The following is a 25,741-nucleotide window of genomic DNA, read 5'->3' on the forward strand; positions in this document are numbered from 1 at the left end:
GCCGATGTCGTTCGGGCACCATACCGCCAAGAATGGATGAAAATCTGAATGTTTCATTTACGCCGCAAGGCGAAGATTCGGTAAGAGGAGTTTTTACCGGGAAGCCTTGCTTCAGAAAAAGGAGATTTACACGTGAAAGATGAAAAGACGGCGCTGCTCTTTGGCGTCCATATGCACCAGCCGGTGGACAATTTCGACGAGGCGATCGAACGGGCGGTCGAAAGCTGCTATGCCCCTTTTTTCCGTACGATGAGAAAATATCCGGCATTCAAATTCAGCGTTCACTGCAGTGGTTGGCTTCTCGAGAAGATCCGCCGCTGTTATCCCGATGTTTTCGAAGATATGAAGAGGTTGAGCGAATGTGGATCGATCGAGTTTTTGACGGCGGGGTATTTCGAACCTATCCTCAGCGCCATCCCTTCTCGCGACCGGATCGGCCAGATCGAGAAACTCTCCCGTACGATCGAAAAAAACTTCGCCCAGACTCCTACCGGACTCTGGCTGACCGAAAGGGTGTGGGAATCGGGGCTCATTCCCGACCTCACGCGTGCAGGTGTCAGGTATGCGCTTGTCGATGACTACCATTTCATCGCGGCAGGTTTTGAAAAAGAGCAGCTTGGCGGATACTACCACAGCGAAGATAGCGGCGAGAAAATCGCACTCTTTCCGATATCCCAGGCGCTTCGCTACGCTCTGCCGTTCAAACCTGTCGAAACGGCCATCGGGGCGATCAAAGCGTGCCGGCGCGATCCGGGAGATGCCGCCATCATCTTCGACGATGCGGAAAAATTCGGTATGTGGCCGGGAACGCACCACTGGGTCTATGAAAAAGGGTGGCTCGAAGCCTTCGTCGAAGCCGTGCTGAATGACGAGGTGATCGAGACGATGCACTACAAAACCTATCTTTCGCAAAACCGTGCGAAAGGTATCGCCTACCTTCCAAATGTCTCCTATTACGAAATGGGAGAGTGGAGTCTGAAAGCCGACGACGCACTGGCGCTGGAGCGGTTCAAAACGGAGATGGGAGAGGCGCGTTTCGAAAGAGAAGGGAAAAAGTTCCTCAAAGGCGGTATCTGGAAAAATTTCTTCGTCAAGTATGAAGAGTCCAACCGCCTTCACAAACGGATGATCGAATGTTCCAAGGCAGATCTCGGCAAACCGGAATATCTCGAAAAACTCTATGCCCTGCAGACCAACGATGTCTTCTGGCACGGCGTTTTTGGCGGCCTCTACCTGCCCAACCTCCGCGACAACGCCTATCGCTACCTCATCGCGTGCGAAAACATGCGGTACGGAAAAAGGAGGGTCGTCGAAACAGCCGACATCAATATGAACGGGTATGAAGAGGTCAAGTATGTCGGAGAAAATGTCATCATGCGTTTCGACAGCAGATTCGGCGGCCAGATGGTGGAGTTCGACGACAGGAAGAGCCATTTCAATTTCCAAAACGTTTTGACCCGGCGAAAAGAGGCATACCACGAAAAGCTGTTGCAGGAGCAGGCGTCGCGAAAAGCCGAAGAGAGCGGCTCGGAAGAGGGTATCAGCACCATTCACACCGCTTCGCACGTGATCGACGAAGAGGTCAGAACGGCGCTCGTCTACGACTGGTATCTAAAAAACTCTTTCGTCGACCATATCAGTGATCATTCGCTGGATCTCGAGAGTTTCAGGCAGTGCAGCTTCCGTGAATTTTCCGATTTCGCCAATCAACCTTTCGATATGAAAGCCGACAAGAAAGGGGTGACATTTGTCCGTAGCGGTGGTATCTACGATGAGACGGCCTGTCCGGCACGTCTGCAGAAGCGGTTTGACTTCCTCCCTGACGGGACCGAATTTTCAATCGATCTCAAGAGCGACAATAGCCACATTTACGAGTATGGAATGGAGTTCAACTTCCATTTCGCAAACCTTTCGGACGTCTTTCTCAACGGTGAACGTTTCGGCCCTGGGGCGCATCACGAACTCAAGAGTTTCTCGCTTGAGGATCCCTATACCCGAAGATGCCTCATTTTTGAACTTGACCATTTCTTTACGCTTCTGGCCACACCGCTTCAGACCGTTTCCCAAAGTGAACAGGGGTTCGACCTGATGACGCAGGGTGTGAGCCTTATGGCGGTACTACCATTTTCCGGAAAGATGCGGGTGAGTGGTTCACTGAAGGTGCGCAATGTCTGAAATCCGTTACGATCTGATCCATGACGACTACACACTGATCGCACCGGAACGGCTCCATCGTCCCGACTGTTCGAAGCCGCACAATGTGCCGATGGAAACACCGAAAACCTGTCCGTTCTGCGAAGGGCACGAGGCGATGACACCGCCGGAGATCTTCGCCTTGCGCCAGAACGAACCCAATACGCCCGGATGGAAAACCCGCGTCGTTCCGAACCTCTACAAAGCGGTGCAGATCGAAGCACCCTGGAGAAGCGAAGAGGTTGGTATATTTGAAAAATGGGAAGGTTTCGGGGCACACGAAGTGATCGTCGATACCCCGCGCCATCTGCTTCGGATGGATGCATGGAGCGAAGAAGAGTTTTTCAACTGGTTCTACACGATGCGGGTTCGCCTCAACGATCTGAAAAACGATCTGCGGCTCGTCTATTTTTCGCTCTTTAAAAACCACGGCCATTACGGTGCCGCGACCCAGCCGCATCCGCATACCCAGCTTATCGCTCTGCCCGTCGTTCCAAAGCGGGAACTTCAGATGCTGCATCACGCCTACGATTTCTACCGGATGCACGGCCATTCACTTTTCGAGAGTCTTCTCGCGCAGGAGCGCAGAAGCGGCGAACGTATTGTCGTCGAAAACGACACCTTCATCGCACTCTGTCCCTATGCATCCGCTTTCGCATTCGAAGTGGCGATCTTTTCGAAAGAGCCCAGGCCCGCGCTCAGCGACCTCGACGACATGCATCTGATGGAACTTGGAAAAGTGTTGAGAAATGTTATGGAAGCCCTTTACGACCAACTGGACGATTTCGATTTCAATATCACCATCAACACACCGCCGATGCAGAAAAACAGCGTCACGGAAGATTTTTTCGATGATATTCCGAAGATGTGGCGTTTCGGTCTGCGTATCATCCCCCGCCTCTTCAGACTCGGCGGTTTCGAACTCGGAAGCGGTATGAAAATCAACCCGGTCGCACCGGAAGAGGCGGCATCGCTGCTTCGCGGAAGTCTTAAGGAGAATCGATGAGAAAGTCCATGTTTGATGATATGGGAGAGAGCATGCCGTCACAAACCACCGTCACCTGCCCCAACTGCGGCACTGAAATCGACATCAGCCAGAGCCTTTACGTCAAACTCGAACAGCAGGCGAAAGCGAAACTGCAAAAAGAGGTGGCTGAGCATCGCGCCAAATACAAACAGGCGATGGACGAACTCAAAGCCAAAGAGGAGGCCATCGAGGCGCAGGAGGCGAAGTTTCAAAAGGAGCTGGAAAAGGCGACACAAGCGCGTGTCGAAGCGAAGTTGAAAACCGAACGGCGGAAACTCGAAGTGGAGTTGAAAGCCAAGATCGCCGCCGAACAGAGTGAACAACTGGAAATGATGCGCAAAGAGCTGGCCGAAAAGTCCGAACAGGTCAAGGAACTCAACCGAAGCAAAGCGCAGATCGAAAAGCTCAAACGCGAAAAGGCAGAAGTGGAAGAGAGGGCGAAACTGGAAGCCGAAAAGGCGCTTAACGAACAGCTTGAGATCGAGCGCGAAAAGATCCAGAAGAGTTTGACAGAGCGGAGTGAATTGAAGCTGAGAGAAAAAGAGCAGCAGCTCGAGCAGCTTCGCCGCCAACTCGAAGAGGCCAAGCGCAAAGCGGAGCAGGGGAGCCAGCAGATGCAGGGCGAAGTGCAGGAGCTGGCTATCGAAGAGTGGCTGAACACACACTTTCCGTTCGATACGGTGGAAGAGATCAAGAAAGGGGCCAGAGGTGCCGATTGCCTGCAGGTCGTCAACACCCGCGAGATGCAAAACTGTGGCACCATCTACTACGAATCCAAACGCACCAAAGAGTTTCAGAAGAACTGGATCGAAAAGTTCAAAGCCGACATTCGGGAGAAGGGGGCCGACATCGGTGTACTGGTGACGGAGGTACTGCCCAAAGATATGGAGCGCATGGGGCTGGTCGATGGGGTATGGGTCTGCACGTACGAAGAGTTCAAAGCCCTCTCGTCGGTCCTGCGCGAGCAGATCGTGAGGCTGGCGCACGTGACGCAGTCTCAGGAGAACAGAAGCGACAAGATGAGTCTGCTCTACAACTACCTCACCTCCAACGAGTTCCGCATGCAGATCGAAGCGATCGTCGAAGGCTTCACCCAGATGCAAGCCGACCTCGATGCCGAAAAACGCGCCATGGCCCGTATCTGGAAACAGCGCGAAAAGCAGATTGCAAAAGTCCTCGACAACACGACTGCACTTTACGGCTCCATACGGGGCATAGCCGGCAACGCAATCGGGCATATTCAGGCACTGGAGCTTCCCTATTTCGAGAAAGAAACAGAGGAATAGCGCTTTTGAACGTATGGACAGATCGAAAGGATGGAGAATGAAATTGCTATTTGCCGCAGCGGAGATGTTTCCTTTCGCCAAGAGCGGTGGGCTGGCCGATATCGCTTATGCGCTTCCAAAGGCCTTGAGAGATGGTGCCGATGTAACGACGGTCATGCCGCTTTACGCTTTTATCGACAAAACACGCTTCGGTATCCGGCCGACAGGGGAGCATTTTGTGCTCACTTTCGGGAACGCATCCTACGATGTCGAACTTTTTTCGGCGGAGTACCGTGGGTTGAAGGTGCTCTTTGTCTATAACGAACTGCTCTGTGACCGGGAAAACCTTTATGGCCCTCCCGGAGAGGGGTATCAAGACAACGATCTACGTTTCGCGATCTTTTCCCATGCAATCCTCGAGATCGTCAAACGTTACCGTTTCGATCTTCTCCATCTCAACGACTGGCATACAGCCCTTGCCGCACTGCTGGTACACGATGCGGGGGTGCCCGTCAAGATCGTCTATACGATACACAATCTTGCCTATCAGGGAACGTTCCCTCCCGATTCGATGGTGCGGTGCGGAATCGACTCCCGCCACTTTTCGATGGAATCGCTCGAATTTTACGGGCAGGTCAACTGGATGAAGGCGGGGATCACCCATGCCGATGCGGTAACGACGGTGAGCCCCAGCTACGCCATCGAAATTCAAGAACCCGAGTTCGGCTTCGGATTGGACGGTTTTTTACGAAAACACAGGAAGAAACTGACGGGTATCCTCAACGGTATCGATACCGAGCTCTACGATCCGCAGAAAGATCCTGCCATTCCGGCGCACTTTGGCCAAAACGCTTTAAGAGGTAAGCAGCGATGCAAAAAAGGTTATCTCGAAGGGATTGATATGGATAAATATGAATGGCCGCTTTTCATCTTTATCGGACGATTGGTCGAGCAGAAGGGAGTCGATCTGATTGTCGAAACGCTGGGAGAACTGGCACAAAAGCCGCTGATATTGGCGATACTCGGAGAGGGTGAAGAGAGGTTTCACACAGCGCTGGAAACGGCGGCTGGCAAGTATGCGAACATCCATCTTCGTTTCGGCTATGACGAAGCGCTCTCGCACAGGATGTACGCCGCGGCCGACTTTCTGCTGATGCCTTCACGTTTCGAACCGTGCGGTCTCAACCAGATGATCGCGATGCGCTATGGGACCGTTCCAGTGGTCCATCGTGTGGGAGGTCTGTGCGATTCGGTCCATCCGATCGTCAGGGGAAAGCGCATATGCGGCCTGGGTGTTCCGTTCGATGCGATGCATGCCGACGCCCTTGTCGAAGCGGTTGACAAAGCGTTGGCACTCTACGGCTCCAGAGAAAAACTGAACCGGATCCGGAAATTTGATATGGGATGCGACTTTTCGATCGAGCGGTGTGCACAGAGATATCTGAGCCTTTACGAGGAGTTGGTATGAGCCGTTTGGCCATCGATGCCGGCGGGACGTGGCTGCGCTACGAACTGGTCGGAAAGGAGGAGGTGTGCGGAAAATTTCCAAGTCGTGAACGGGAACTGAGCAATTTCATCGAATCGATGATCGAAAAACATCCCGATATCGATGCGATCGCCGTTTCGTTCGCGGGACAGGTGCACGAGGGTGTCATTCTTTCGGCGCCCAATATCGAGGTCGAAGAGCCCGAGATCGAAACCTTTGTCGAAACACGCCTGGGCATACCGCTCCGTATCGAAAACGACCTCAACTGTGCCGCACTCGCCGAATCGGTCTACTGGAACGAAAAAGAGCTTGCCGCACTCTACTCCGGTACGGGATTGGGCGGCGGCATCGTTACCGGCGGCGAAATATTGCACGGATGGCGGAGCCTTGCCGGTGAGGTTGGCCATCTACCCTACAAGGAAGCCCCCTTCCGCTGCGGATGTGGGAAAAACAACTGTCTCGAACTCTACGCCTCCGGCAGTGGTATAAAAAAATGGATGGATCGTTTCGGATGCGGAGAGAACCCCGACCTACAGCGCCTCCGCCTATCGGAGAATGAAAACTGCAGAGGCATCGCCGAAACCTATACCGAAGCGCTTCTTTACGCAGCGGCGGCGATGGTGACGCTTCTCAATCCGAAAATTTTGGTTCTTGGCGGCGGTGTCGTCACACACAATCCAGATCTGGTGGATACGGTTCGCGAGCGAATCGGAAACTACGCACTTGCGGCGAGCTGCGTTGGTTTGAGGGTGGAGATGACGCACATCGAAAACGCTTCGTTGGAGGGTGCAAAGCTTCTGTTGGATACAATGTAGTGTGGTCATTGGTCACTGGTCATTGGAGTTTTGATTTGTTTTCCCAATGACAAGTGACCAGTGACCAATGACTCTATCCGAAGGATTTGATATGAACCGACCTCTGAACATTCTCTTTACCGCTTCGGAAGTGGTGCCGTTCGCCAAGACGGGCGGCTTGGCCGATGTCGCAGGTGCGCTTCCCAAAGTGTTGGCGAAGCTCGGGCATAACGTCATCGTCGTAATGCCACGTTACTACAGCATCGATAAATCGAAACTCGAACATATCGTGGGGCCGCTCGGTGTGCCGATGGGACCGATGGGCGAACTCTGGGCCGGTGTCTACAAAGATACCCTGCCGGGAAGCGATGTACCTGTCTACTTTATCGACTACGAGAAATTTTATGGCCGGTCGGGACTTTATGCCGACGAGAACGGATTCAGCTATCCCGACAACGATCTCCGTTTTATCTTTTTGAGCAAAGCGGCCTTTCAGCTTGCCAAAAAACTGGCGTTCAGACCCGACATCATCCATGCGCACGACTGGCATACGGCCGCGCAGCCCGCGCTTCTTCGTACACGCTACGCTTTCGACGAGCAATTCGAAGATGCCGCATCTGTACTGACGATCCACAATCTCCAGCATCAGGGCCACTTCTTCAAAGGGATTATGGATGTGATGGAGGTGGGTTGGGAGCACTTCAATCCCTATGAGTTTGAAGCGATGGACGGTGTCAACATGCTCAAAGGCGGAATCGCCCATGCCGATGCGGTGACGACGGTGAGCCGAAAATATGCCCATGAGATCCAGACCCCCGAATTCGGTTTTGGGCTCGACGGGCACATCCGCGCCCACAGTGACAAACTCTACGGCATCCTCAACGGAATCGATTACGACGAGTGGAGCCCCGCGATCGACCCATTCATCAAGAAGCGTTACGATATCGACGATATGTCGGGCAAGGCGCTCTGCAAAAGGGATCTTCAGGAGCGCTTCGGCCTACCGGTCTGGGATGACGTGCCTCTTATCGGCTTCGTTGGACGTTTCGCCGAACAGAAGGGCATAGGCCTCATCGCCGGGGCGATCGAGGGTTTGATGCACCTGAACATTCAGATCGTGATGCTCGGCACCGGGGAGAAGTGGGCCGAGGGATTTTTCAGCGAGATCGCCCGCCGCTACCCGGAAAAGTTTGCCTGCCATGTCGGGTATTCCAACGAACTGGCGCATATCATCGAGGCGGGAAGCGATCTTTTTCTGATGCCGTCGCTTTTCGAACCGTGTGGATTGAACCAGATCTACTCGCTGCGTTACGGTACGCTTCCGATCGTTCGTGCCACCGGAGGCCTCGACGATACGATCCACAACTACGACCCTGGAACCAAAAAGGGCAACGGCTTCAAATTTTACGATGCCACGACGGATGCTCTGTATCATACCGTCAAATGGGCGACAGATATCTGCCGCTATGAACCGGAAGCTTTCCGTCTGATGCAGAAACAGGCGATGGAGGCACGGTTCGACTGGGAAAAGTCTGCCGAGGCCTACGAGGACCTCTATTATCACTCGCTCTATGCCAAGCGGGTAAGTAACTACAAGTGAGAGAAACCATGAATCCGATCCATTACGACGTCACACGTTTCAGCGACATGGATATCTATCTTTTCAAAGAGGGCACCCATGTCAAACTCTACGACAAGATGGGTTCCCATCTTATGGAGCGCAAAGGTAGAGGAGGTGTCTACTTCGCCGTCTGGGCTCCCAATGCCGCGATGGTTAGTGTTGTCGCCGATTTCAACGGCTACGATGCGGCGGCCCATCCGTTGAAACTGAGAGAGGACGGTTCGGGCATCTGGGAAGGGTTTGTGGAGGGTGCCGAAATCGGACAGACCTACAAATACCATATCGTCTCCAAAATGGACGGCCGCACCTTCGAAAAGGCCGATCCTTATGCCAAATATGCCGAAAAGCCGCCCCATTCCGCCTCACGGATCTGGAAGATCGACGATTACCGGTGGAACGACGAGGTATGGATGGATCTACGAAAGGATCACAACGCCCACGACAAACCGATCAGTATCTATGAATTGCATCTTGGGTCGTGGCGCAGAAAGGTGGAAGAGGAAAACCGTCCACTCACCTATGTCGAGGCGGCCAACGAGCTGGCGACGTATCTGATACAGATGAATTACACCCACGTCGAGATAATGCCGATTACGGAATATCCGTTTGAAGGATCGTGGGGTTACCAGGTGACGGGCTACTTCGCCCCAACCGCCCGCTACGGCACACCGCAGGAGTTCATGCAGTTTGTCGATATCATGCATGCACACGAGATCGGGGTCATTATGGACTGGGTACCGTCGCACTTCGTGACCGACGGCCATGGGCTCATCAATTTCGACGGTACCTGCCTCTACGAGCATGAAGACCCGCGCCTTGGGTATCACCCGGAATGGAGCAGCGCCATCTTCAACTACGGAAGAAACGAGGTGCGCGCCTTTTTGATCTCGAGTGCAATGTATTGGCTCGAAAAGTACCACATCGATGGCATTCGCGTCGATGCGGTCGCGTCGATGCTCTACCTCAACTATGCCCGGAAAGATGGTGAGTGGCTTCCAAACAAGTATGGCGGTAACGAAAATCTCGATGCGATCGACTTTTTGAAACAGCTCAACGAGACGGTCTATGGGGCGTACCAGGATATCGTGATGATCGCGGAGGAGTCAACGGCATATCCGATGGTGACACGCCCTGTCTATCTTGGAGGCCTGGGGTTCGGTTTCAAATGGAACATGGGATGGATGCACGATACGCTCAAATATTTCAAGCTCGACCCGATTCACCGACAGCACCATCATCACCAGATCACCTTCAGCATGTGGTATGCCTTCGACGAAAACTTCGTGCTGCCGCTCAGCCACGACGAGGTGGTCCATATGAAAGGCTCGCTCATCAACAAGATGCCAGGCGACGAAAATCAGAAATTCGCCAACCTTCGCGCACTCTTCGCCTACATGACGGCACATCCGGGTAAAAAACTGCTCTTTATGGGTGGGGAGTTCGGCCAATGGCGTGAATGGAACTACAAGGAGAGCCTCGACTGGCATCTTCTGGAAAAACCGTGCCATCGAGGGCTTCAGAAGCTCGTCAGCGACCTCAATGGCCTCTATAGGAGCGAGCGGGCGCTTCATCTCTACGACGAGAAACATGCCGGATTCGAGTGGATCGACGCCAACGACTACCAGCACAATGTCCTCAGCTTCATCCGAAAAAGCGATATCGATGAAGAGACGATTCTGGTCGTTTGCAACTTTGCAGATACGGTCTACGAGAACTACCGTGTCGGTGTGCCCTTTTCCGGTCTTTGGAAGGAGATCTTCAACTCGCAGTACAAAACCTACGAGGGATGGGATATCACCAATCCCGAACCGATACATACGGATCCGATCGAAGCCCATGGAAGAGAGCATTCACTGAGTCTGCGCCTTCCGGCGCTTGGGGTCTCTTATTTCAAACTGATTTAATATGAAAAGGTTTGGGAGGTCTGCAGATATTCGTGCGCCATATAGCTGCTGCGGGTGTAGGGCGAACTCTTGATGTAGCGGTAGCCCATGGCCATGCCTGCCTGGCGGTAGAAGTCGAAGAGGGCGGGTTCCACAAATTCCACGACGGGTGTGTGGCGGCGGCTCGGTGCCAGATACTGGCCGATACTCAGCAGTCTACATCCCGTCTTCAGAATATCCTCCATCGTTTCCAGAACCTCCTCTTTTCTCTCCCCCAGTCCCAGCATGATCCCGCTTTTGGTGGCGATATCGGGATTTGCCGAGGAGAGATTTTTTAAAACACGCAGTGACCGTTCATAGTCGGCCCCTTTGCGAATATGGTAGAGGCGGGGGATCGTTTCGATGTTGTGCCCGACGATCTCCGCGCCGCTGCGGGCGGCCGTTTCGATCGCCTTTTCGTCTTCATGGAAGTCGGGAACGAGAATTTCGACGACGATCGTTGGGTCGAGGGTTTTGATGGCTTTTACCGTTTGGCCGAAATGGCCGGCGCCTCCGTCGGGCAGGTCGTCACGGGTGGGACTGGTGACGACGACATGCCTTAGTCCCATCTGTCCTACGGTTTCGGCCACCCGTTGCGGTTCGTCGGGATCGGGTGGAAGAGGCCTCTTTTTCGTTACGTTGCAGAAGGTGCAGCCACGGGTGCAGAGGTGGCCCAGGATCAGAAAGGTCGCCACTCTTTTCGAAAAGCACTCCGCGATATTGGGACAGAGCGCCTCCTGGCAGATCGTGTGAAGGCCGCTGCCGGCGATCATGGTTTCGACCTCTCTCATCATACTGGGAGTGATCTTTTTTTGGAGCCATTCAGGCTTTTTCTGAAGGTTCTTTTCCATCGATGTTCCATTCTGCGGTTTTGTATTTTGTTTCGAAGAGACGGTCGGCGAGATCCTCTTCCTCTCTTTGCATCGTATCTTCGAAGAGGTCGGCATCCATCGCTTTGCCGAAAGCTTCGATCAGGAGAGGCGTCAGATCTTCGTCGCACCTCACGACCCCGAGAGTTTCGAGCGATAGACTCTCTCCGAAACCGGAAGCCTCCGCGAAGAGAGTTTCGAAACGCTCTTTGTCGTACCGAAGAGGGATGGAGCCGTGCTGGAGCATGGCGGTGCGGGTGTGGCGCTGGGCATTGCCCCCGATCTTTCTCTCCCCGACGACGATGTCGTACGCCTCCCTTCCGGCGAGGCAGATCGGAGACCGGCGCTCCGGTAGCCCTTCCTGGGCGGCGAAACCGGCGGGCAGCCCCAGTTTTTCGTAAAAACGGATCAGAAACTGGCAGAGGAGGCGATAGCTCTCTTTGACACCGTGTCGCTTCGCGAAGGCCGCGGGGAGAACGATGCTGTAGGAGATGTCGCCCCCGTGGACCAGTATGCCGCCTCCCGTGATGCGCCGGACCCCCTCGACGCCGTACTTTTTCATGGAGTCGAGATCGAGAGCTTCGGCAGGTTTGGAGTAGCGCCCGAAGGTGAGAGCGGGATTCCAGCGATAGAGTCGGAAAATGGGTGCGTCGCCATGTCGGTAACTGCGCAGCAACGCTTCATCGACCGCCATGTTCCATCCGCCGAAAGACTCCTCTTCCACGATCACTCTCCATTTTTGCAACTTTAAAAATCCTTTTAATCCGAATTTTAACTTTCGTTAACCGTTTTGTATTATACTACGAAAGAGTGAATGAAAGTTGCCTCGTCGGTGAAATCGATGAGAAGGAGGAGAGACGATGGAAGAGAATTGGATAGAGAAAGATATCGAAAAGTTGCCCGTGCGGCCCAATCTGGTGGACTATGAAGAGACCTGCAGAACTTTCTCGTGGGACGAGGTAGGAAAAAAGTTCGATGGACTTCCCTCCGGCGGGCTCAACATCGCCCACGAGGCGATCGATCGCCACGCCGACGGCCCGCTGAAAGAGAAAACGGCGCTGATCTGGCACGGCAAGAGCGGCGAGAGAAAAACCTACACTTACGCCGACCTGAAAAAAAAGACCAACCGCTTCGCCAACGTCCTCAAAAAGCTCGATTTCGAAAAGGGCGAGCGGGTTTTCATCCTCTCCCCGAGGGTGCCCGAGCTCTACATCGCGGTGATGGGGATTTTGAAAAACCGCAGCGTCATGTGCCCACTCTTCGCGCAGTTCGGTCCCGAGCCGATCTTCCAGCGGATGGAGGGGGGTGATGCGAAGGGACTGATGACGACCGAGCGGCTCTACGACAAGAAGGTGGCCCAGATCGCCGACAGACTACCCGCTTTGAAATATGTCCTGTTGATCGATGCCGAGACCCACAGAGACGAGAGGGTCCTTTCGCTGCCCCGGCTGATGGAAGAGGCGTCCGAGGATTTTAAAATCGGCCCCACCGACGAGGAGGATATGGCGCTGCTGCACTTCACCAGCGGCACGACGGGAAAACCCAAAGGGGTCATCCACGTCCACAAGGCGATCTACACCCACTGGGTGACCGGCTACTACGTGCTCGACTTCCACCCCGACGATATCTTCTGGTGCACAGCCGACCCGGGATGGGTCACCGGTACCTCCTACGGCATCATCGCCCCGTGGCTGCACGGCATCACCAATATCGTCGACGAGGCGGAGTTCAATGCCGAGCGGTGGTTCAAAATCCTCCAAGACGAGAAGGTCAACGTCTGGTACACCGCCCCCACGGCGATCCGACGGCTGATGCGCCTGGATGTCGAACCGCTGAAAGCGTACGATCTGTCGAATCTGCGCCTCATCCAGAGTGTCGGTGAACCTCTCAATCCCGAAGCGGTTCGCTGGGGGATGGAAAAACTCAAACTGCCGATCCACGACAACTGGTGGCAGACGGAGACGGGCGGCATCATGATCGCCAACTACATTTCCCAGACGATCCGACCCGGCTCGATGGGGCGGCCGCTGCCGGGGATCGAGGCGGCGATCGTGCGGCGAAACGACGATGGCACCGCCACCGTCGTCACCGAACCGGGCAAAGAGGGGGATCTGGCGCTTAGGCCCGGATGGCCTTCGATGTTCAGAGGCTACCTGCACAACGAAGAGAAGTACAGAAAATCGTTCGTGGGTGGCTGGTACATCTCGGGCGATCTGGCCTACCGGGATGAAGATGGCTACTTCTGGTTCGTGGGCCGGGCCGACGACATCATCAAAACCTCGGGCCACATGGTGGGCCCCTTCGAAGTCGAAAGCGCCCTGATGGAGCATCCGGCCGTCGCGGAGGTGGGGGTCATCGGGAAACCCGATCCGGTGATCGGACAGCTGGTGAAAGCTTTCGTCTCTTTGAAAAAGGGGTACGAGCCCAGCGAAGAGCTGAAACGTGAGCTACTCGCCTTCGGGCGCAAGAAGCTGGGGGTCGCCGTTGCGCCCAAGGAGATCGAATTCATGGAGAACCTTCCCAAAACGCGCAGCGGAAAGATCATGCGGCGTCTGCTCAAGGCGATGGAGCTGGGGCTCCCCCTGGGTGACACGTCGACGCTGGAAAAGTAAAGCCGACGTTACGCAAAAACTTCGTTTTGGCTGAACGTCATCTCGAAAACGAATGTTTTCGAAACTTCAGGGGGCAGGCTCGGAACCGTAGGTGATGTGTGAAACACCACCGCAGGCAGTCCCCGCCAAAATATGAGCTTCGCTCATGATTTGCATGACATTAGTAGAAAGGATCGAAGATGAGTCTGACGATAAAAGAGGCGAAAAAGCTCTACCGCGACATGCTGCTGATCCGGCGTTTCGAGGAGAAGGCGGCGGAGCTCTACACCGAAGAGAAGATCCGCGGATTTTTGCATCTATATATCGGCGAGGAGGCGGTCGCTACGGGGATCATGGCTACACTGAAGCCCGAAGACGGCGTCGTCGCCACCTACCGCGAACACGGCCACGCCCTCGTCAAGGGGATCGAACCGCAAAAGGTGATGGCCGAACTCTACGGCAAAATCGACGGCTGCTCCCGGGGGCGGGGCGGGTCGATGCACCTTTTCGACAAGGAGAAGAACTTCTACGGCGGTTACGCCATCGTCGGCGGCGGACTGCCTCTGGCGGTGGGGATCGCCCTGGCGGACAAGCGGCTGGGCCGCGAGCGGGTGACGGTCTGCTTCTTCGGCGACGGCGCCGTGGCCGAGGGGGAGTTTCACGAATCCCTCAACCTCGCGGCGCTGTGGAATCTGCCTGTGCTTTTCGTCTGCGAAAACAACCTTTACGGGATGGGAACGCGGCTGGAGCTGGCGGAATCGGAGCCCGACATCGCCAAGAAGGCCGAAAGCTACCGGATCGAATCGCACAGAGTCGACGGGATGGATGTGCTGAAGGTTCACGAGGCGGCCCGCAAAGCCCTCTCCCATGTCCGATCCGGCAAGGGGCCCGTCTTTCTGGAGTGCCAGACCTACCGTTTCCGTGCCCACTCGATGTTCGACGCCGAGCTCTACCGGAGCAAGGAGGAGGTGGAGGAGTGGAAGAAGAAAGACCCGCTGCTGGTGTTCAGGAAACGGAGCGAGGAGCTGGAGATATGGGAGAAGATCGGTGCCGACGCGATCGAAAAAGAGGTGGAGAAGATCATCGCCGACGCCGTCGATTTCGCCGAGAAGAGCGGATGGGAGCCGGTGGATGAGCTGACGAAGTATGTCTATAGCGAGGAGGTGCCGTCATGAAAAAGGAGATCACCTACCGCGAAGCGGTGCGCATCGCGATCGATACCGCGATGGAGAAGGACGAGCGGGTCTTTCTGGCCGGCGAAGATGTGGGGCGCTACGGCGGAAGCTACGCCGTGAGCATGGGGCTGCTGGAAAAGTACGGCTCCGAGAGGATCGTCGACACCCCCCTGTGCGAATCGGGATTCACCGGCATGGGAATCGGGGCGGCGATGAACGGGATGCGTCCGATCGTCGAGATCATGACCTGCAATTTCAGCCTTCTGGCGCTCGATCAGATCGTGAACAACGCCGCCCACCTGCTGCATATGTCGGGCGGCCAGTTCAACGTGCCCCTGGTGATCCGCATGGCCACGGGCGCGGGCAAGCAGCTGGCGGCCCAGCACTCCCACTCCTTCGAGGGGTGGTACGCCCACATCCCCGGCATCAAGGTGCTGACCCCCGCGACGGTGCAGGATGCCCACGACATGGTGGGTCTGGCCCTCGACGATCCCGATCCGGTGCTGATCTTCGAAAACGCGCTGCTCTACAACCGAAAGGGGCCCTTTGACTCCGCGGCGAAGCCGCTGCCGATCGGGAAGGCGAAAGTGATGCGCGAGGGGAACAATCTGAGCATCTTCGCCTACGGCATCAACCTCTTCAAAGCCCTCGACGCCGCCGAGGAGCTGGCCAAAGAGGGGATCGAAGCGGAGGTGGTCGATCTGCGCTCGCTCAGGCCGCTGGACGACGAGACGATCGTCGCCTCGGTGGCGAAGACCCACCGGGTGCTGATCGTCGACGAAGGATGGCGCAGCGGCAGTATTTCGGCCGAAATCATGGCACGAATCAACGAAAAGGCCTTCTACGAGCTCGACGCCCCGATGGCGCGGGTCTGCACCGAAGAGGTGCCGATCCCTTATCCGAGGCACTTGGAGGAGGCGGCGATCCCCAGCGCCGAGAAGGTGGCCGCCGCGGTCCGAACTTTGATGAAGGAGGCGTAGATGATCTACAAGATGCCGAGTCTGGGCGCGGACATGGAGTCGGGGATTCTCGCCGAGTGGAAAGTCAAAGAGGGCGACCGCCTCAAAAAAGGCGACGTCATCGCCGACATCGAAACGAGCAAGGGGATCATAGAAGCCGAAATCTACGAGGACGGCACGGTCGAAAAGATCGTGGGAAAAGAGGGGACGGAGTATCCCGTCGGCACGCCGCTGGCGGTCGTGCGGACCGAAAAGGACGACGACGAAACGATCCGAAAGGAGTTGGCGGAGGTCGAAGCCGCGGCGGGCGGGGAGGCTCCGAAAGAGGAGGGGGCGGCCGAAACGGTGTTTCCCTCTTCGGAAAAAGAGGAGCAGACGGCATCCGCGCCCAAAAGCGCCGCGGAGGAGATTTTCGGGGCGATCGCCGAAACGAAGGACGAAGCGGTGCAGGAGGTCGGCCGCATCCGTGCGACGCCGCTGGCAAGAAAACGGGCCAGAGAGCTCGGGATCGATCTGAAGGAGCTCGCGAAGCGTGTGCGGGGCAAGATCAGCGCCCGCGACGTGGAAGAGGTGGCCAGACAACTCTTTAAACCGGGTGCGGCGAAACCCGACGCGATGCGGATGGCGATCGCCGCGGCGATGAGCCGCTCCAATGCCGAAATTCCTCACTACTATCTTTCGACGCCGATCGACATGACCTCTGCGCTTTCGTGGCTCAGGGATCTCAACGCGAAGCGGTCGATCAAAGATCGCATCCTCCCTGCCGCCCTGATGATCCGCGCCGTGGTCGAAGCGCTGAAAGAGGTCCCGGAGCTCAACGGATTCTGGAAAGAGGGGCCGGTGCCCAGCGAAGCGATCCATCCGGGTATCGCCATCGCAAGGCGGGAGGGAGGGCTCATCACGCCGGCGATGATCGACGCCCACAAAATGAACCTGGACGAGACGATGCAGGCGCTGAGCGACTTGATCACCCGAACCCGCGGCGGTAAGCTGACGAGTTCCCAGATGACGGAACAAACTGTCACGATCACCAATCTCGGCGATCTGGGCGTCGAAAAGGTTTTCGGCGTCATCTACCCGCCGCAGGTGGCACTGATCGGGTTTGGACGCATCATGGAGAGGCCCTGGGCGGTGGGTGACGCCATCGCCGTCAGGAAGGTGGTGGAAGCTTCGATCGCCGGCGACCATCGGGCCACCGACGGAAGAACCGGCGCTCTGTTTCTCGCCAAACTCGACAAAATATTGCAAAATCCGGAGGAACTGCTATGACGAAAGAGGAGATCAAAAAAACGATCGTCGAGGCGATTTATGAAATCGCACCTGAACACGAAGGCGAGGAGATTCCTGAAAAAGAGAATCTTCAGGAATCTCTGGAGATCGATTCCTACGATTTTCTGAACCTGCTGACGGCGCTGGCGGAGAAACTGGGTGTGGAAGTGCCGGAAGAGGATTACGGAAAGGTCGATACCCTCGAACATATGGTCGACTATTTCTCGAATCATATGAAATAATATTAAGGAGGAGAAGATGGGAACCTATACGGATAAACTGCAAGAGATCAAGGCGCTGGTGGAGCGGCTTCAGAAAGAGGCGCCCGAACAGATGGAAGCGTTTCACAAGTTCATGTTCGCCGTCGAAAAGCCGGGAGCGCTCGATACGAAGGCCAAAGAGCTGGTCAACGTGGGGCTGGCGGTGGCGGCGCAGTGCGAGTGGTGCATCTCGCTCCATGTCAAAGGCGCGCTGGATGCGGGAGCGAAGAGGGAGGAGATCATCGACGCGGCGATGCAGGCGGTGCTGATGCACGGCGGACCCGCGCTGATGTATATGATACCTGTGGAAAAAGCGCTCGACGAATTCACGGCGAAATAGTGCGATGAGCGACGCAGCAGCTTATCCGCAGAGCGAGAAGTTCACACCCGAAGCGTGGGATTTGCTTATCCGCTACCAACTCTCACCGGATCTGTTCGCAACGATCAAGAGGGTGGGGGAGGCGGATGTCCGCGACTATATTCAAAGCCACGGTGTGCCCCTTCCGAAACCTTTGACTCCCATTCGGCGGGCGATCATCGAACATGTCGTCGAAGCGGCGAAGAAACCGGTCTTTCACATCTACGACGGTATTGACGCCACGTTGATCCGGGCCTACGAGACGAAGGAGCTGACGGTCACCGTCTGGATCCTCAAACTCGTCGCCGAAGCGATGATGAAACATCCCGAGACCCGAACGACTCTTGGCGCCGACACGTTCCAGGTGTGGCCCAACGCTTCCATCGCATTGGCGATGGCCCACGGCGAAGCCCTCTATATGCCGGTCTTCAGGGATGTCGATACCAAGAGCGTCCAGCAGATCGCCGACGAGCTGGCGAATTACAAAGAGCGGGTACGCAGGGGGAGGGTGCTGGCCTCCCACCTGGTGGGTTCGACCTTCGGTATATCGAACCTGGGGATGACGGGAATCGATCGGTTTGATGCGTTGATCAACAAAAACGATACGGGCATCGCCGCCATCGGCGGCGAAACGCAGGGACGAATCAGTGTCACACTGACGATCGACCACCGCTTCATCAACGGCTGGCAGGCAGCGGAATTCATGCAGACGCTCAAAAAACTGGCGGAAGATCCGACGTTGTTCAAATGATCATACCGCTTTCGTCCGCAAGACGAAACAGAAAGGATTTTAGATGAAAGCCAAAGCTGACGAAACGACGCGTGTTTATCTGATAGGAAGCGGAATCGCGAATCTGGCGGCCGCTTTCTATCTCATCGAAGATGCAGGAGTGGACCCGCAGCGTATCACGATCTACGAACAGTGGGACATCGCTGGAGGCGCGCTGGACGGATCGGGGGATCCCGAACATGGCTATCTGATACGCGGTGGGCGGATGCACGAAAAGCACTACCACTGCTACTGGGACCTGCTTTCTCACATTCCCTCCTACGACGATCCCGACGTAACCGTCTACGAAGAGACGATAGAGTTCAACGAGCGGTATGTCTCCGACAATCATGCGAGACTTCTGAAAGAGGGAAAACGGGTCGATCTGAGAAGCTACAGGCTCAGTCTTCAGGATCAGTTCGACATGACGAAACTTCTCTTCACCCCCGAGAGCGAATTGCAGCGGCTGCGGATCGAGGATTGGTTCAGTGGGGAGTTTTTTCAGACGAACTACTGGCTGATCTTCACCAGCATGTTCGCTTTCCAGAAATGGAGCTCCTTGATGGAAGCGCGTCGCTATATGCTGCGATTCATGCATCTCATGCCCGGAATGAAGCGGTTGCAGGGGATTCTGCGGACCAAGTACAACCAGTACCACTCCGTGGTGGTTCCCCTGCAGCAGTGGCTCGGCGACAAAGGTGTACGGTTCGAATTAAAAACGAGGGTCGTCGATATCGATTTTGATCTGGGCGATGGGAAAAAACGGGCGACACATCTGCATCTGGTCACGAACGGGGAGAGCCGCACACTGGAAGTGGGAGAGAAGGATTACTGTTTCCTCATCAACGGTTCCATCGTTGACGCCCCCGACGAAGGGGATCTGAAAACCCCAGCCAGACTCAAAGGGGTGGAGGATTCTGGTTCGTGGAGTCTGTGGAAGAAGATCGCGGCCAAAGATCCCGATTTCGGAAACCCGGATGTTTTCTGCGGCGATATCGACCGCTCCAAATGGTACTCCTATACCGTGACCCTGCGTGACCGCACGTTCCATGACTATATGGAGGATTTCACGGGCAATCTCAACGGTACCGGCGGACTGATCACGCTGACCGATTCCAACTGGCTCATGTCCATCGTTATCGCCAGGCAGCCCCATTTCCCGGACCAGCCAAACGACGTCAAGGTCTTCTGGGGCTACGGGCTCTATGTGGACCGCGTCGGCAACAAGGTCAAAAAACCGATGAGTGAATGTACCGGCGAAGAGATTCTGCGGGAGCTCTGGTACCATCTGAAGATCGAGGAGATGATGGAGCCGATCATGCAGTCGGAGAGACTGGTCAACTGCATTCCGGTGGCGATGCCTTTCATCGACAGCCTCTTCATGCCGAGAGCCTTCGGCGACCGCCCCGCGGTGTTGCCGGAAGGGACGGAGAATTTCGCTTTTCTCGGGCAGTTCACGGAGGTGAAAGATGATTGCGTCTTTACCGTGGAGTATTCGGTGCGTACGGCCCAAATGGCGGTCTTTGGTCTCTTCGACTGTGGCAAGGAGCCTCTGCCGGTCTACGTGGGTGCCCACAATCCCATCGCGATGATGAAAGCGGCGGCGGCGATCGCGGAATAGGAGAGAATCGAGATGGAGTACGATTACGATATCGTTTTTTTGGGCGGCGGCCTCAACTATGCGGGTGCCGTCGTGGCCTCGAAGGCGAGGCTGAAGTGTGCACTGGTGGAGAAAAACCCGGCGCATCTTGGTGGGACATGTCTGCACAACGGCTGTATCCCTTCCAAAATGTACCTGGCGGCCGCCGATACGGTGCGGGCGTCGAAAAAAGCGCATTTCAGTGGGTCGCTTTCGCTCGATATGGCGAAACTGGACGAAGAGAAGGAAGCGCTTCTGGCGCGGGCGACGAAAGCGATCATGAAGCAGTGCGAAAATGTGGAGATCGTCGAGGGGGAGGGCGTCCTGACGGCGCCGCACACCATAGAAGCAGACGGTAAAACCGTCACGGGAAGGTATGTGATCATCGGAACCGGTTCGCGCCCTTTCATTCCGGAGGGGATCGTTTACGACAGCCATTCGGTCATCACCAGCGACGAAGTTCTCAATATGCGGGAGTTTCCGGAAAGGATCGCCATCTACGGAGATGGTGCCATCGGGTTGGAAATGGCGAGCTTTTTCGCTTCCGTCGGTGTGGAGACGGAGCTAATCTGGCGCCACGACACGCTGCTGCGAAAAGCGCACCCGAAGATTTCGGAAAACGCCATGAAACAGATGGAGGCACTCGGCGTGACGCTGCTGCCCGACCACTCCATCGAAACGGCCAAAAAGGCGAAAAAGGGCGTGCACATCCGTTTTTCCGACGGATCGGAACACCATGTACCCAAACTCCTGGTCGCCACGGGACGCCGCCCCAACGTGGAAGCGGTTCGTAACGATGCCGTCGCTGTGGACAAACGCGGCATCGTTACCGACGAACATTTCGAAACGACCTGCAAAGACCATTATGCCGTCGGAGATTGCAACGGCAAACTTCAGCTCGCCCATGCGGCGAGGGCGGAAGTGCTCTATGTCGTCAGGCAGATTCTGGGCGAAAAACCGGAGCCTCTGAATCTGAATCATGTCGTGAAGTTCATCCATACCCTCCCATGCTCCTACGCGGTCGTGGGGGAAACCCGAAGCGAACTGGAAAAACGGGGCGTGGAGTACAAAGAGAGTGTCGTACCGTTGTCGGGGCTACCGTTTCCTCACACCCACGACGGAGACCTGGGCGTCATGGTGGTCTACGCCGACGAAGATAGGTTCATCATGGGCGGAGAGGTTTTCTGCCCGGGTGCCGAAGAGATCATTGCCGTCGTTTCGATGGCTCTGGCTGGGGAGATGGACGTAAAGCTGGCCAGGCGCACCATTCTCGCCCATCCGACTTTTTCCGAATCTCTCGAAAGGGCATTCGATCGGCTATGATATGAAATGGATGGAGGTTCGTCTCGTATTTTGTCTACAACATGGAAAAATGATTTGATATAAGGATTTGAAATGGCGATTTTGCAATCGTTCGGAGCGGCCGAAGTGGTAACGGGCTCTTGTCATTTGCTCCGTATGGAGAAGGGACCGACGATTCTCGTGGATTGCGGTATGTTTCAAGGCACTGTTGAGGAGAGAAACTTCGAACCCTTCGGATTCGATCCAAAAAAGGTGGACATTCTACTAGTTACCCACGCGCACCTTGACCATGTAGGACGGATTCCGAAATTGGTGAAAGAGGGGTTCCAGGGGCGCATCGTGACACTTAAATCGACGATGGAACTCGCGGAAGTTGTGATGCTCGATAGCGCCCATCTGATGCTCGAAGAGTATGAAACTCGTTATCGCAAAGCTCAGCGACGGGGTGCGGAAGCGAGTGTACGACAACCGCTCTATACACCCGATGACGTTCAGTTGGTGTATGATCTGCCAATGGTGTTCGTGGAGTACGATAAACCGATGGAGATCGCAAAAGGTATCGTGGCTACTTTCCGAAATGCGGGGCACATTCTCGATTCGGCCACGATCGAACTGGATATCTATGAGAACGGTATGGAGAAAAAAGTCGTTTTCAGTGGCGATCTAGGCAACCATAACGATATGGTGATGCGAAATCCCGAATATGTCGAAAAAGCCGATACCCTTTTTATCGAGTCGACCTACGGTGATCGTAACCACAAAGGGATCGCAGAGAGTGTTGAAGAGTTTAAAAAAATCGTCGTCGATACACTGTTGAATCAGGGGAATGTGCTCATTCCCTCTTTCGCCATCGAAAGGACCCAGGAGATTCTCTGTCTATTGAAACGGATGTATGATGAGAAAAAGCTTCCGCAGTGCCGTATCTTTCTCGATTCTCCGATGGCCATTCGCGCTACAAGACTCTATGACGAATATCATGAGGAGTTGAGCCGGGAGTGCAACGACTATCTCAAACGCGACGGCACGATTTTCGAGTTTCCCTGGGTCGAATATACTTCCAAACCAGAAGAGTCCAAGAAGATCAACGAGATCGAGAGCGGATGCATCATCATCGCCGGAAGTGGTATGTGTACAGGCGGACGGATTCTCCACCATTTCAAACACCGTCTCTGGAACGAAAAGAACGCTCTTCTTTTTGTTGGATATCAAGCCGAAGGAACCCTGGGACGGCGCATCGTGAATGGTGAAAGACATCTTCGTATTTACCATGAAGAGGTAGTGGTACGTGCGAGTATACATACAATCAACGGATTTTCGGCTCATGCCGACCAGAGCGAGCTGATCGATTGGATGCGGAGATTCGAACGGCTAGACAAGATTTTCCTGATCCACGGCGAATACGATAAACAGAAGATTTTTAAAAGTGCGATCGCCGAAAAACTCGCCAAAAAGGCGCATATCGTCGAACCCGAAGAAAAAATATACGTGTAGGAGAGAAAATGTCACATAGACGAAGAAGATCAAACCGTCGCAAGAATTCTGCAATGGAGGAAATGGCGGCATCTTCCAAGGCAAAAGAGCAATCTACGGAAGCGGAGGCACTGCCTCCGGAATTGTCGGGGGTAGGGGGACTGAGTTCCGAAGAGGCTGCCGAACGTCTCGATAAATATGGCTACAACGAGATCGAAGAGAAGACCGAGAGCTGGTGGCATCGACTCTTCAGGCGCTTTTGGGGACCGATTCCGTGGATGATCGAGATTGCCGGTGTACTTTCAGCTTTGGTGCATCACTGGGAGGAGTTCTATATCATCCTCGCGATGCTTCTCGTCAACGCCTTCGTCGATTTTTATCAGGAGTCCAAAGCCCTCAACGCCATCGCCGTACTCAAGAAAAAGCTGGCGCGCAACGCCATCGTTTTCCGTGATGGCCGATGGCAGAAGATTCCGGCGAGGGAGGTGGTACCTGGTGATATCATCAAAGTCAAAATTGGTGATATCGTTCCCGCCGATGCCAAACTGCTGGGTGGTGGAGAATTTCTGCTCGTGGATCAGTCCGCACTTACAGGAGAGTCGCTGCCCGTTCATAAAGAGGTGGGAGACGAGCTTTATGCCAACGCCATTATCAAACAGGGGGAGATGATCGCCGAAGTGACGGCGACAGGCGTGAACACCTATTTCGGAAAGACGGTGGGGCTCGTGGCCAAGGCGGAGCGTGAGCAAAAAAGCCATTTCCAGAAGATGGTGATCAGAGTGGGAGACTTTTTGATTGCCGTGACGATTATCATGATTCTGATCATCATTTTCGTGGGTATTCATCGGCATGAAAATCCGTTGGAACTGCTGGTTTTTTCCCTGATTTTGACTGTCTCCGCGATACCCGTGGCGTTGCCCGCGGTGTTGACTGTGACGATGGCCGTGGGTGCCATGAGTCTGGCGAGAAAACAGGCGATCGTCAGTCGTCTGGCGGCCATCGAGGAGATGGCAGGAATGGATATTCTCTGCTCGGATAAAACGGGAACTCTGACCCAGAACAGGATGACGCTTGCCGATCCCTTCGTCGCCGACGGGCACGATTCGGACGAACTAATGCTTTACGCTGCTTTGGCGAGCAAGGAGGAGAATCACGATCCCATCGAAAAACCGATTTTCGAATATATCGACGTCCACGGCCTGCGTGACAAACTGGAGGGCTACAAAAAACATCTGACCAAATTTCTTCCCTTCGATCCGGTCCACAAACGGACCGAAGGGCTCTACGATGCCAACAACTGCTTTGTCGTGACCAAAGGGGCACCCCAGGTGATCATCGAACAGTGTCACGAAGATGAATTCGATAAAAAGGCGGCCTACCAGGCGGTCGACGACTTCGCCGAAAAGGGATTTCGTACCCTTGGAGTCGCTTACCGCGCCTGCGAAGAGGACTACTACCACTTCCTGGGACTCATTCCGCTCTTCGATCCTCCGAGAGAAGATTCTATGGAAGCGATCGCCGAAGCCAATGCCAAAGGCGTGAAGGTCAAAATGGTGACGGGTGACAATATCGCCGTTGCCAGATATATCGCCAGAATCCTGGGTATCGGTGAAAAGATCAAAGATATCCGAGAGCTCAAAGGTGAGTCGATCGAAGAGTATATCTATCTCTCGCAAGTGCTTACGAAGGCCTTTACCATGCAGTTTCATCCCGACGCTTCTGCGGAAGAGATCGAGAGGATCGTTAAAAAAATCATGAAACAGGTCAAGCGGGAACTCTACAATATGCCGATTCCCAAAGGAAGCGTTAAAAAACACGAAAGCGAAATCATTGCGGCCATCGAAGAGGCCGACGGGTTCGCACAGGTCTTTCCCGAAGACAAATACTTCATCGTCGACGAGCTTCAGAAAGCCGACCACATCGTGGGTATGACGGGTGATGGAGTCAACGATGCGCCCGCACTCAAAAAAGCCGACTGCGGCATTGCCGTCAGTGGTGCAACCGACGCGGCGCGGGCGGCGGCAGACATCGTTCTGATGGCACCGGGACTTCGCGTCATCGTCGATGCGATCAAGCAGGCGCGCATCACTTTCGAAAGAATGAAGAGCTACACGATTTTCCGCATTGCCGAGACGATTCGCATCATCATCTTCATGACCCTGGCAATTGTGGTGTTCAACTTCTATCCCTTGACCGCGGTTATGATTATCGTTCTGGCGCTGCTCAACGATATCCCGATTCTGGCAATCGCCTACGACAATACGAAAGTCAGGAAACAACCGGTCCGCTGGGATATGCGGGAGATGTTGGTGCTCTCTTCGTGGCTGGGTGTCGCCGGAGTCCTCAGTTCATTTTTGATATTCTATCTGGTGATGATCTATCTCAAGGCCCATCCTGAGAGTCTGGGATGGCTTCCCCATATCCCGCAATGGGTCGATTACGAAGATACGAAGGGATTCGAAGCGTTCGTCCAGTCGATCTTTTTCGCCAAGATGGTCATCGCCGGTCACGGTACCATCTACAATACCCGCATCGACGACTGGTTCTTTAAAAGACCGTGGCCGAGCTGGATCCTTTTTGGCGCCACCTTCTCGACCCGTGTGATCGGTACGATCATCGCCGTTTACGGTTTTGGACTGATGACACCGATTGGATGGGAGTGGGCGATCTTCATGTGGATCTATGCGCTGACGTGGTTCGTCTTCAACGACGTGGTCAAAGTGGCGGTGCTGCGCTACTACCGGAAGAAACTGGGCATCGACGTTATATGAC

The 25,741-nt window shown here is 54.9% G+C and carries 20 protein-coding genes; 18 read left to right on the forward strand and 2 right to left on the reverse strand.

The window, feature by feature from the left end; all coding sequences use genetic code 11:
- The first annotated feature begins 132 nt into the window (after positions 1-132).
- From QUD54_RS00270 to glgB, 7 genes are all read left to right on the forward strand, one after another.
- Positions 133-2,175 carry an alpha-amylase/4-alpha-glucanotransferase domain-containing protein gene (locus tag QUD54_RS00270; protein ID WP_286336956.1) on the forward strand — a complete coding sequence of 681 codons (2,043 nt, stop codon included), beginning with the start codon at positions 133-135 and terminating at the stop codon, positions 2,173-2,175.
- Complete coding sequence (locus QUD54_RS00275) at positions 2,168-3,199, forward strand: galactose-1-phosphate uridylyltransferase (protein WP_286336957.1); 1,032 nt, start codon at positions 2,168-2,170, stop codon at positions 3,197-3,199. Before QUD54_RS00270 ends, QUD54_RS00275 begins: the two co-directional genes overlap by 8 nt.
- On the forward strand, positions 3,196-4,506 hold the full coding sequence (locus QUD54_RS00280; protein WP_286336958.1) for a DUF2130 domain-containing protein: 1,311 nt from the start codon (positions 3,196-3,198) through the stop codon (positions 4,504-4,506). The genes QUD54_RS00275 and QUD54_RS00280 overlap by 4 nt, the downstream gene beginning before the upstream one ends.
- A gap of 37 nt (positions 4,507-4,543) precedes the next feature.
- Positions 4,544-5,953, forward strand: a complete 1,410-nt coding sequence (locus QUD54_RS00285) for a glycogen synthase (RefSeq protein WP_286336959.1) — start codon at positions 4,544-4,546, stop codon at positions 5,951-5,953.
- A complete protein-coding gene (locus tag QUD54_RS00290) occupies positions 5,950-6,786 on the forward strand; it encodes an ROK family protein (protein ID WP_286336960.1) in 837 nt (278 codons plus the stop codon). The genes QUD54_RS00285 and QUD54_RS00290 overlap by 4 nt, the downstream gene beginning before the upstream one ends.
- A gap of 91 nt (positions 6,787-6,877) precedes the next feature.
- Positions 6,878-8,365, forward strand: a complete 1,488-nt coding sequence (gene glgA / locus QUD54_RS00295; protein WP_286336961.1) for a glycogen synthase GlgA — start codon at positions 6,878-6,880, stop codon at positions 8,363-8,365.
- Positions 8,362-10,290 carry a 1,4-alpha-glucan branching protein GlgB gene (gene glgB, locus QUD54_RS00300; RefSeq protein WP_286336962.1) on the forward strand — a complete coding sequence of 643 codons (1,929 nt, stop codon included), beginning with the start codon at positions 8,362-8,364 and terminating at the stop codon, positions 10,288-10,290. The genes glgA and glgB overlap by 4 nt, the downstream gene beginning before the upstream one ends.
- On the opposite strand, the gene lipA is transcribed toward glgB, so the two are convergent.
- On the reverse strand, positions 10,287-11,159 hold the full coding sequence (lipA, locus tag QUD54_RS00305; protein ID WP_286336963.1) for a lipoyl synthase: 873 nt from the start codon (positions 11,157-11,159) through the stop codon (positions 10,287-10,289). The genes glgB and lipA overlap by 4 nt on opposite strands.
- Entirely contained in the window at positions 11,131-11,922 is a 792-nt protein-coding gene (locus QUD54_RS00310; protein ID WP_286336964.1) for a lipoate--protein ligase family protein, read from the reverse strand. The genes lipA and QUD54_RS00310 overlap by 29 nt, the downstream gene beginning before the upstream one ends.
- 115 nt (positions 11,923-12,037) lie before the next feature.
- On the opposite strand from QUD54_RS00310, the gene acsA reads away from it, so the two are divergent.
- From acsA to QUD54_RS00365, 11 genes are all read left to right on the forward strand, one after another.
- Entirely contained in the window at positions 12,038-13,789 is a 1,752-nt protein-coding gene (acsA, locus tag QUD54_RS00315) for an acetate--CoA ligase (protein WP_286336965.1), read from the forward strand.
- 179 nt (positions 13,790-13,968) lie between these two features.
- A complete protein-coding gene (gene pdhA, locus QUD54_RS00320; RefSeq protein WP_286336966.1) occupies positions 13,969-14,943 on the forward strand; it encodes a pyruvate dehydrogenase (acetyl-transferring) E1 component subunit alpha in 975 nt (324 codons plus the stop codon).
- Positions 14,940-15,923: an alpha-ketoacid dehydrogenase subunit beta gene (locus QUD54_RS00325; RefSeq protein WP_286336967.1), complete on the forward strand. Its 984-nt coding sequence runs from the start codon at positions 14,940-14,942 to the stop codon at positions 15,921-15,923. Before pdhA ends, QUD54_RS00325 begins: the two co-directional genes overlap by 4 nt.
- Positions 15,924-17,171 carry a dihydrolipoamide acetyltransferase family protein gene (locus QUD54_RS00330; RefSeq protein ID WP_286336968.1) on the forward strand — a complete coding sequence of 416 codons (1,248 nt, stop codon included), beginning with the start codon at positions 15,924-15,926 and terminating at the stop codon, positions 17,169-17,171. It begins immediately after the preceding gene.
- Entirely contained in the window at positions 17,168-17,413 is a 246-nt protein-coding gene (locus QUD54_RS00335) for an acyl carrier protein (RefSeq protein WP_286336969.1), read from the forward strand. Before QUD54_RS00330 ends, QUD54_RS00335 begins: the two co-directional genes overlap by 4 nt.
- A 16-nt stretch (positions 17,414-17,429) precedes the next feature.
- Positions 17,430-17,771: a carboxymuconolactone decarboxylase family protein gene (locus QUD54_RS00340; RefSeq protein ID WP_286336970.1), complete on the forward strand. Its 342-nt coding sequence runs from the start codon at positions 17,430-17,432 to the stop codon at positions 17,769-17,771.
- Positions 17,772-17,775: 4 nt separating this feature from the next.
- Positions 17,776-18,540: a 2-oxo acid dehydrogenase subunit E2 gene (locus tag QUD54_RS00345; RefSeq protein WP_286336971.1), complete on the forward strand. Its 765-nt coding sequence runs from the start codon at positions 17,776-17,778 to the stop codon at positions 18,538-18,540.
- 43 nt (positions 18,541-18,583) lie between these two features.
- The gene (locus tag QUD54_RS00350; RefSeq protein WP_286336972.1) at positions 18,584-20,179 is read left to right on the forward strand and encodes an oleate hydratase; all 1,596 of its coding nucleotides are present in this window, start codon (positions 18,584-18,586) and stop codon (positions 20,177-20,179) included.
- 12 nt (positions 20,180-20,191) lie between these two features.
- A complete protein-coding gene (locus QUD54_RS00355; protein WP_286336973.1) occupies positions 20,192-21,520 on the forward strand; it encodes a dihydrolipoyl dehydrogenase family protein in 1,329 nt (442 codons plus the stop codon).
- A gap of 72 nt (positions 21,521-21,592) precedes the next feature.
- On the forward strand, positions 21,593-22,990 hold the full coding sequence (locus QUD54_RS00360; RefSeq protein ID WP_286336974.1) for an MBL fold metallo-hydrolase RNA specificity domain-containing protein: 1,398 nt from the start codon (positions 21,593-21,595) through the stop codon (positions 22,988-22,990).
- A gap of 53 nt (positions 22,991-23,043) precedes the next feature.
- Positions 23,044-25,740, forward strand: coding sequence for a plasma-membrane proton-efflux P-type ATPase (locus QUD54_RS00365; protein ID WP_286336975.1), 2,697 nt, complete (start codon positions 23,044-23,046; stop codon positions 25,738-25,740).
- Position 25,741: the final 1 nt, after the last annotated feature.

Origin of the sequence: Hydrogenimonas cancrithermarum, assembly GCF_030296055.1 — a bacterium.
Classification (GTDB): Bacteria; Campylobacterota; Campylobacteria; order Campylobacterales; family Hydrogenimonadaceae; genus Hydrogenimonas; species Hydrogenimonas cancrithermarum.

What these genes read in the sequence shown, in the direction of transcription:
- QUD54_RS00340 (WP_286336970.1), top strand. Translation starts at nt 17,430, where the DNA reads ATGGGAACCTATACGGATAAACTGCAAGAGATCAAGGCGCTGGTGGAG.
- QUD54_RS00365 (WP_286336975.1), top strand. Translation starts at nt 23,044, where the DNA reads ATGGAGGAAATGGCGGCATCTTCCAAGGCAAAAGAGCAATCTACGGAA.
- acsA (WP_286336965.1), top strand. Translation starts at nt 12,038, where the DNA reads ATGGAAGAGAATTGGATAGAGAAAGATATCGAAAAGTTGCCCGTGCGG.
- QUD54_RS00285 (WP_286336959.1), top strand. Translation starts at nt 4,544, where the DNA reads ATGAAATTGCTATTTGCCGCAGCGGAGATGTTTCCTTTCGCCAAGAGC.
- QUD54_RS00275 (WP_286336957.1), top strand. Translation starts at nt 2,168, where the DNA reads ATGTCTGAAATCCGTTACGATCTGATCCATGACGACTACACACTGATC.
- QUD54_RS00280 (WP_286336958.1), top strand. Translation starts at nt 3,196, where the DNA reads ATGAGAAAGTCCATGTTTGATGATATGGGAGAGAGCATGCCGTCACAA.
- pdhA (WP_286336966.1), top strand. Translation starts at nt 13,969, where the DNA reads ATGAGTCTGACGATAAAAGAGGCGAAAAAGCTCTACCGCGACATGCTG.
- QUD54_RS00330 (WP_286336968.1), top strand. Translation starts at nt 15,924, where the DNA reads ATGATCTACAAGATGCCGAGTCTGGGCGCGGACATGGAGTCGGGGATT.
- QUD54_RS00350 (WP_286336972.1), top strand. Translation starts at nt 18,584, where the DNA reads ATGAAAGCCAAAGCTGACGAAACGACGCGTGTTTATCTGATAGGAAGC.
- lipA (WP_286336963.1), bottom strand. Translation starts at nt 11,159, where the DNA reads ATGGAAAAGAACCTTCAGAAAAAGCCTGAATGGCTCCAAAAAAAGATC.
- QUD54_RS00335 (WP_286336969.1), top strand. Translation starts at nt 17,168, where the DNA reads ATGACGAAAGAGGAGATCAAAAAAACGATCGTCGAGGCGATTTATGAA.
- QUD54_RS00290 (WP_286336960.1), top strand. Translation starts at nt 5,950, where the DNA reads ATGAGCCGTTTGGCCATCGATGCCGGCGGGACGTGGCTGCGCTACGAA.
- QUD54_RS00355 (WP_286336973.1), top strand. Translation starts at nt 20,192, where the DNA reads ATGGAGTACGATTACGATATCGTTTTTTTGGGCGGCGGCCTCAACTAT.
- QUD54_RS00325 (WP_286336967.1), top strand. Translation starts at nt 14,940, where the DNA reads ATGAAAAAGGAGATCACCTACCGCGAAGCGGTGCGCATCGCGATCGAT.
- QUD54_RS00345 (WP_286336971.1), top strand. Translation starts at nt 17,776, where the DNA reads ATGAGCGACGCAGCAGCTTATCCGCAGAGCGAGAAGTTCACACCCGAA.
- glgA (WP_286336961.1), top strand. Translation starts at nt 6,878, where the DNA reads ATGAACCGACCTCTGAACATTCTCTTTACCGCTTCGGAAGTGGTGCCG.
- QUD54_RS00360 (WP_286336974.1), top strand. Translation starts at nt 21,593, where the DNA reads ATGGCGATTTTGCAATCGTTCGGAGCGGCCGAAGTGGTAACGGGCTCT.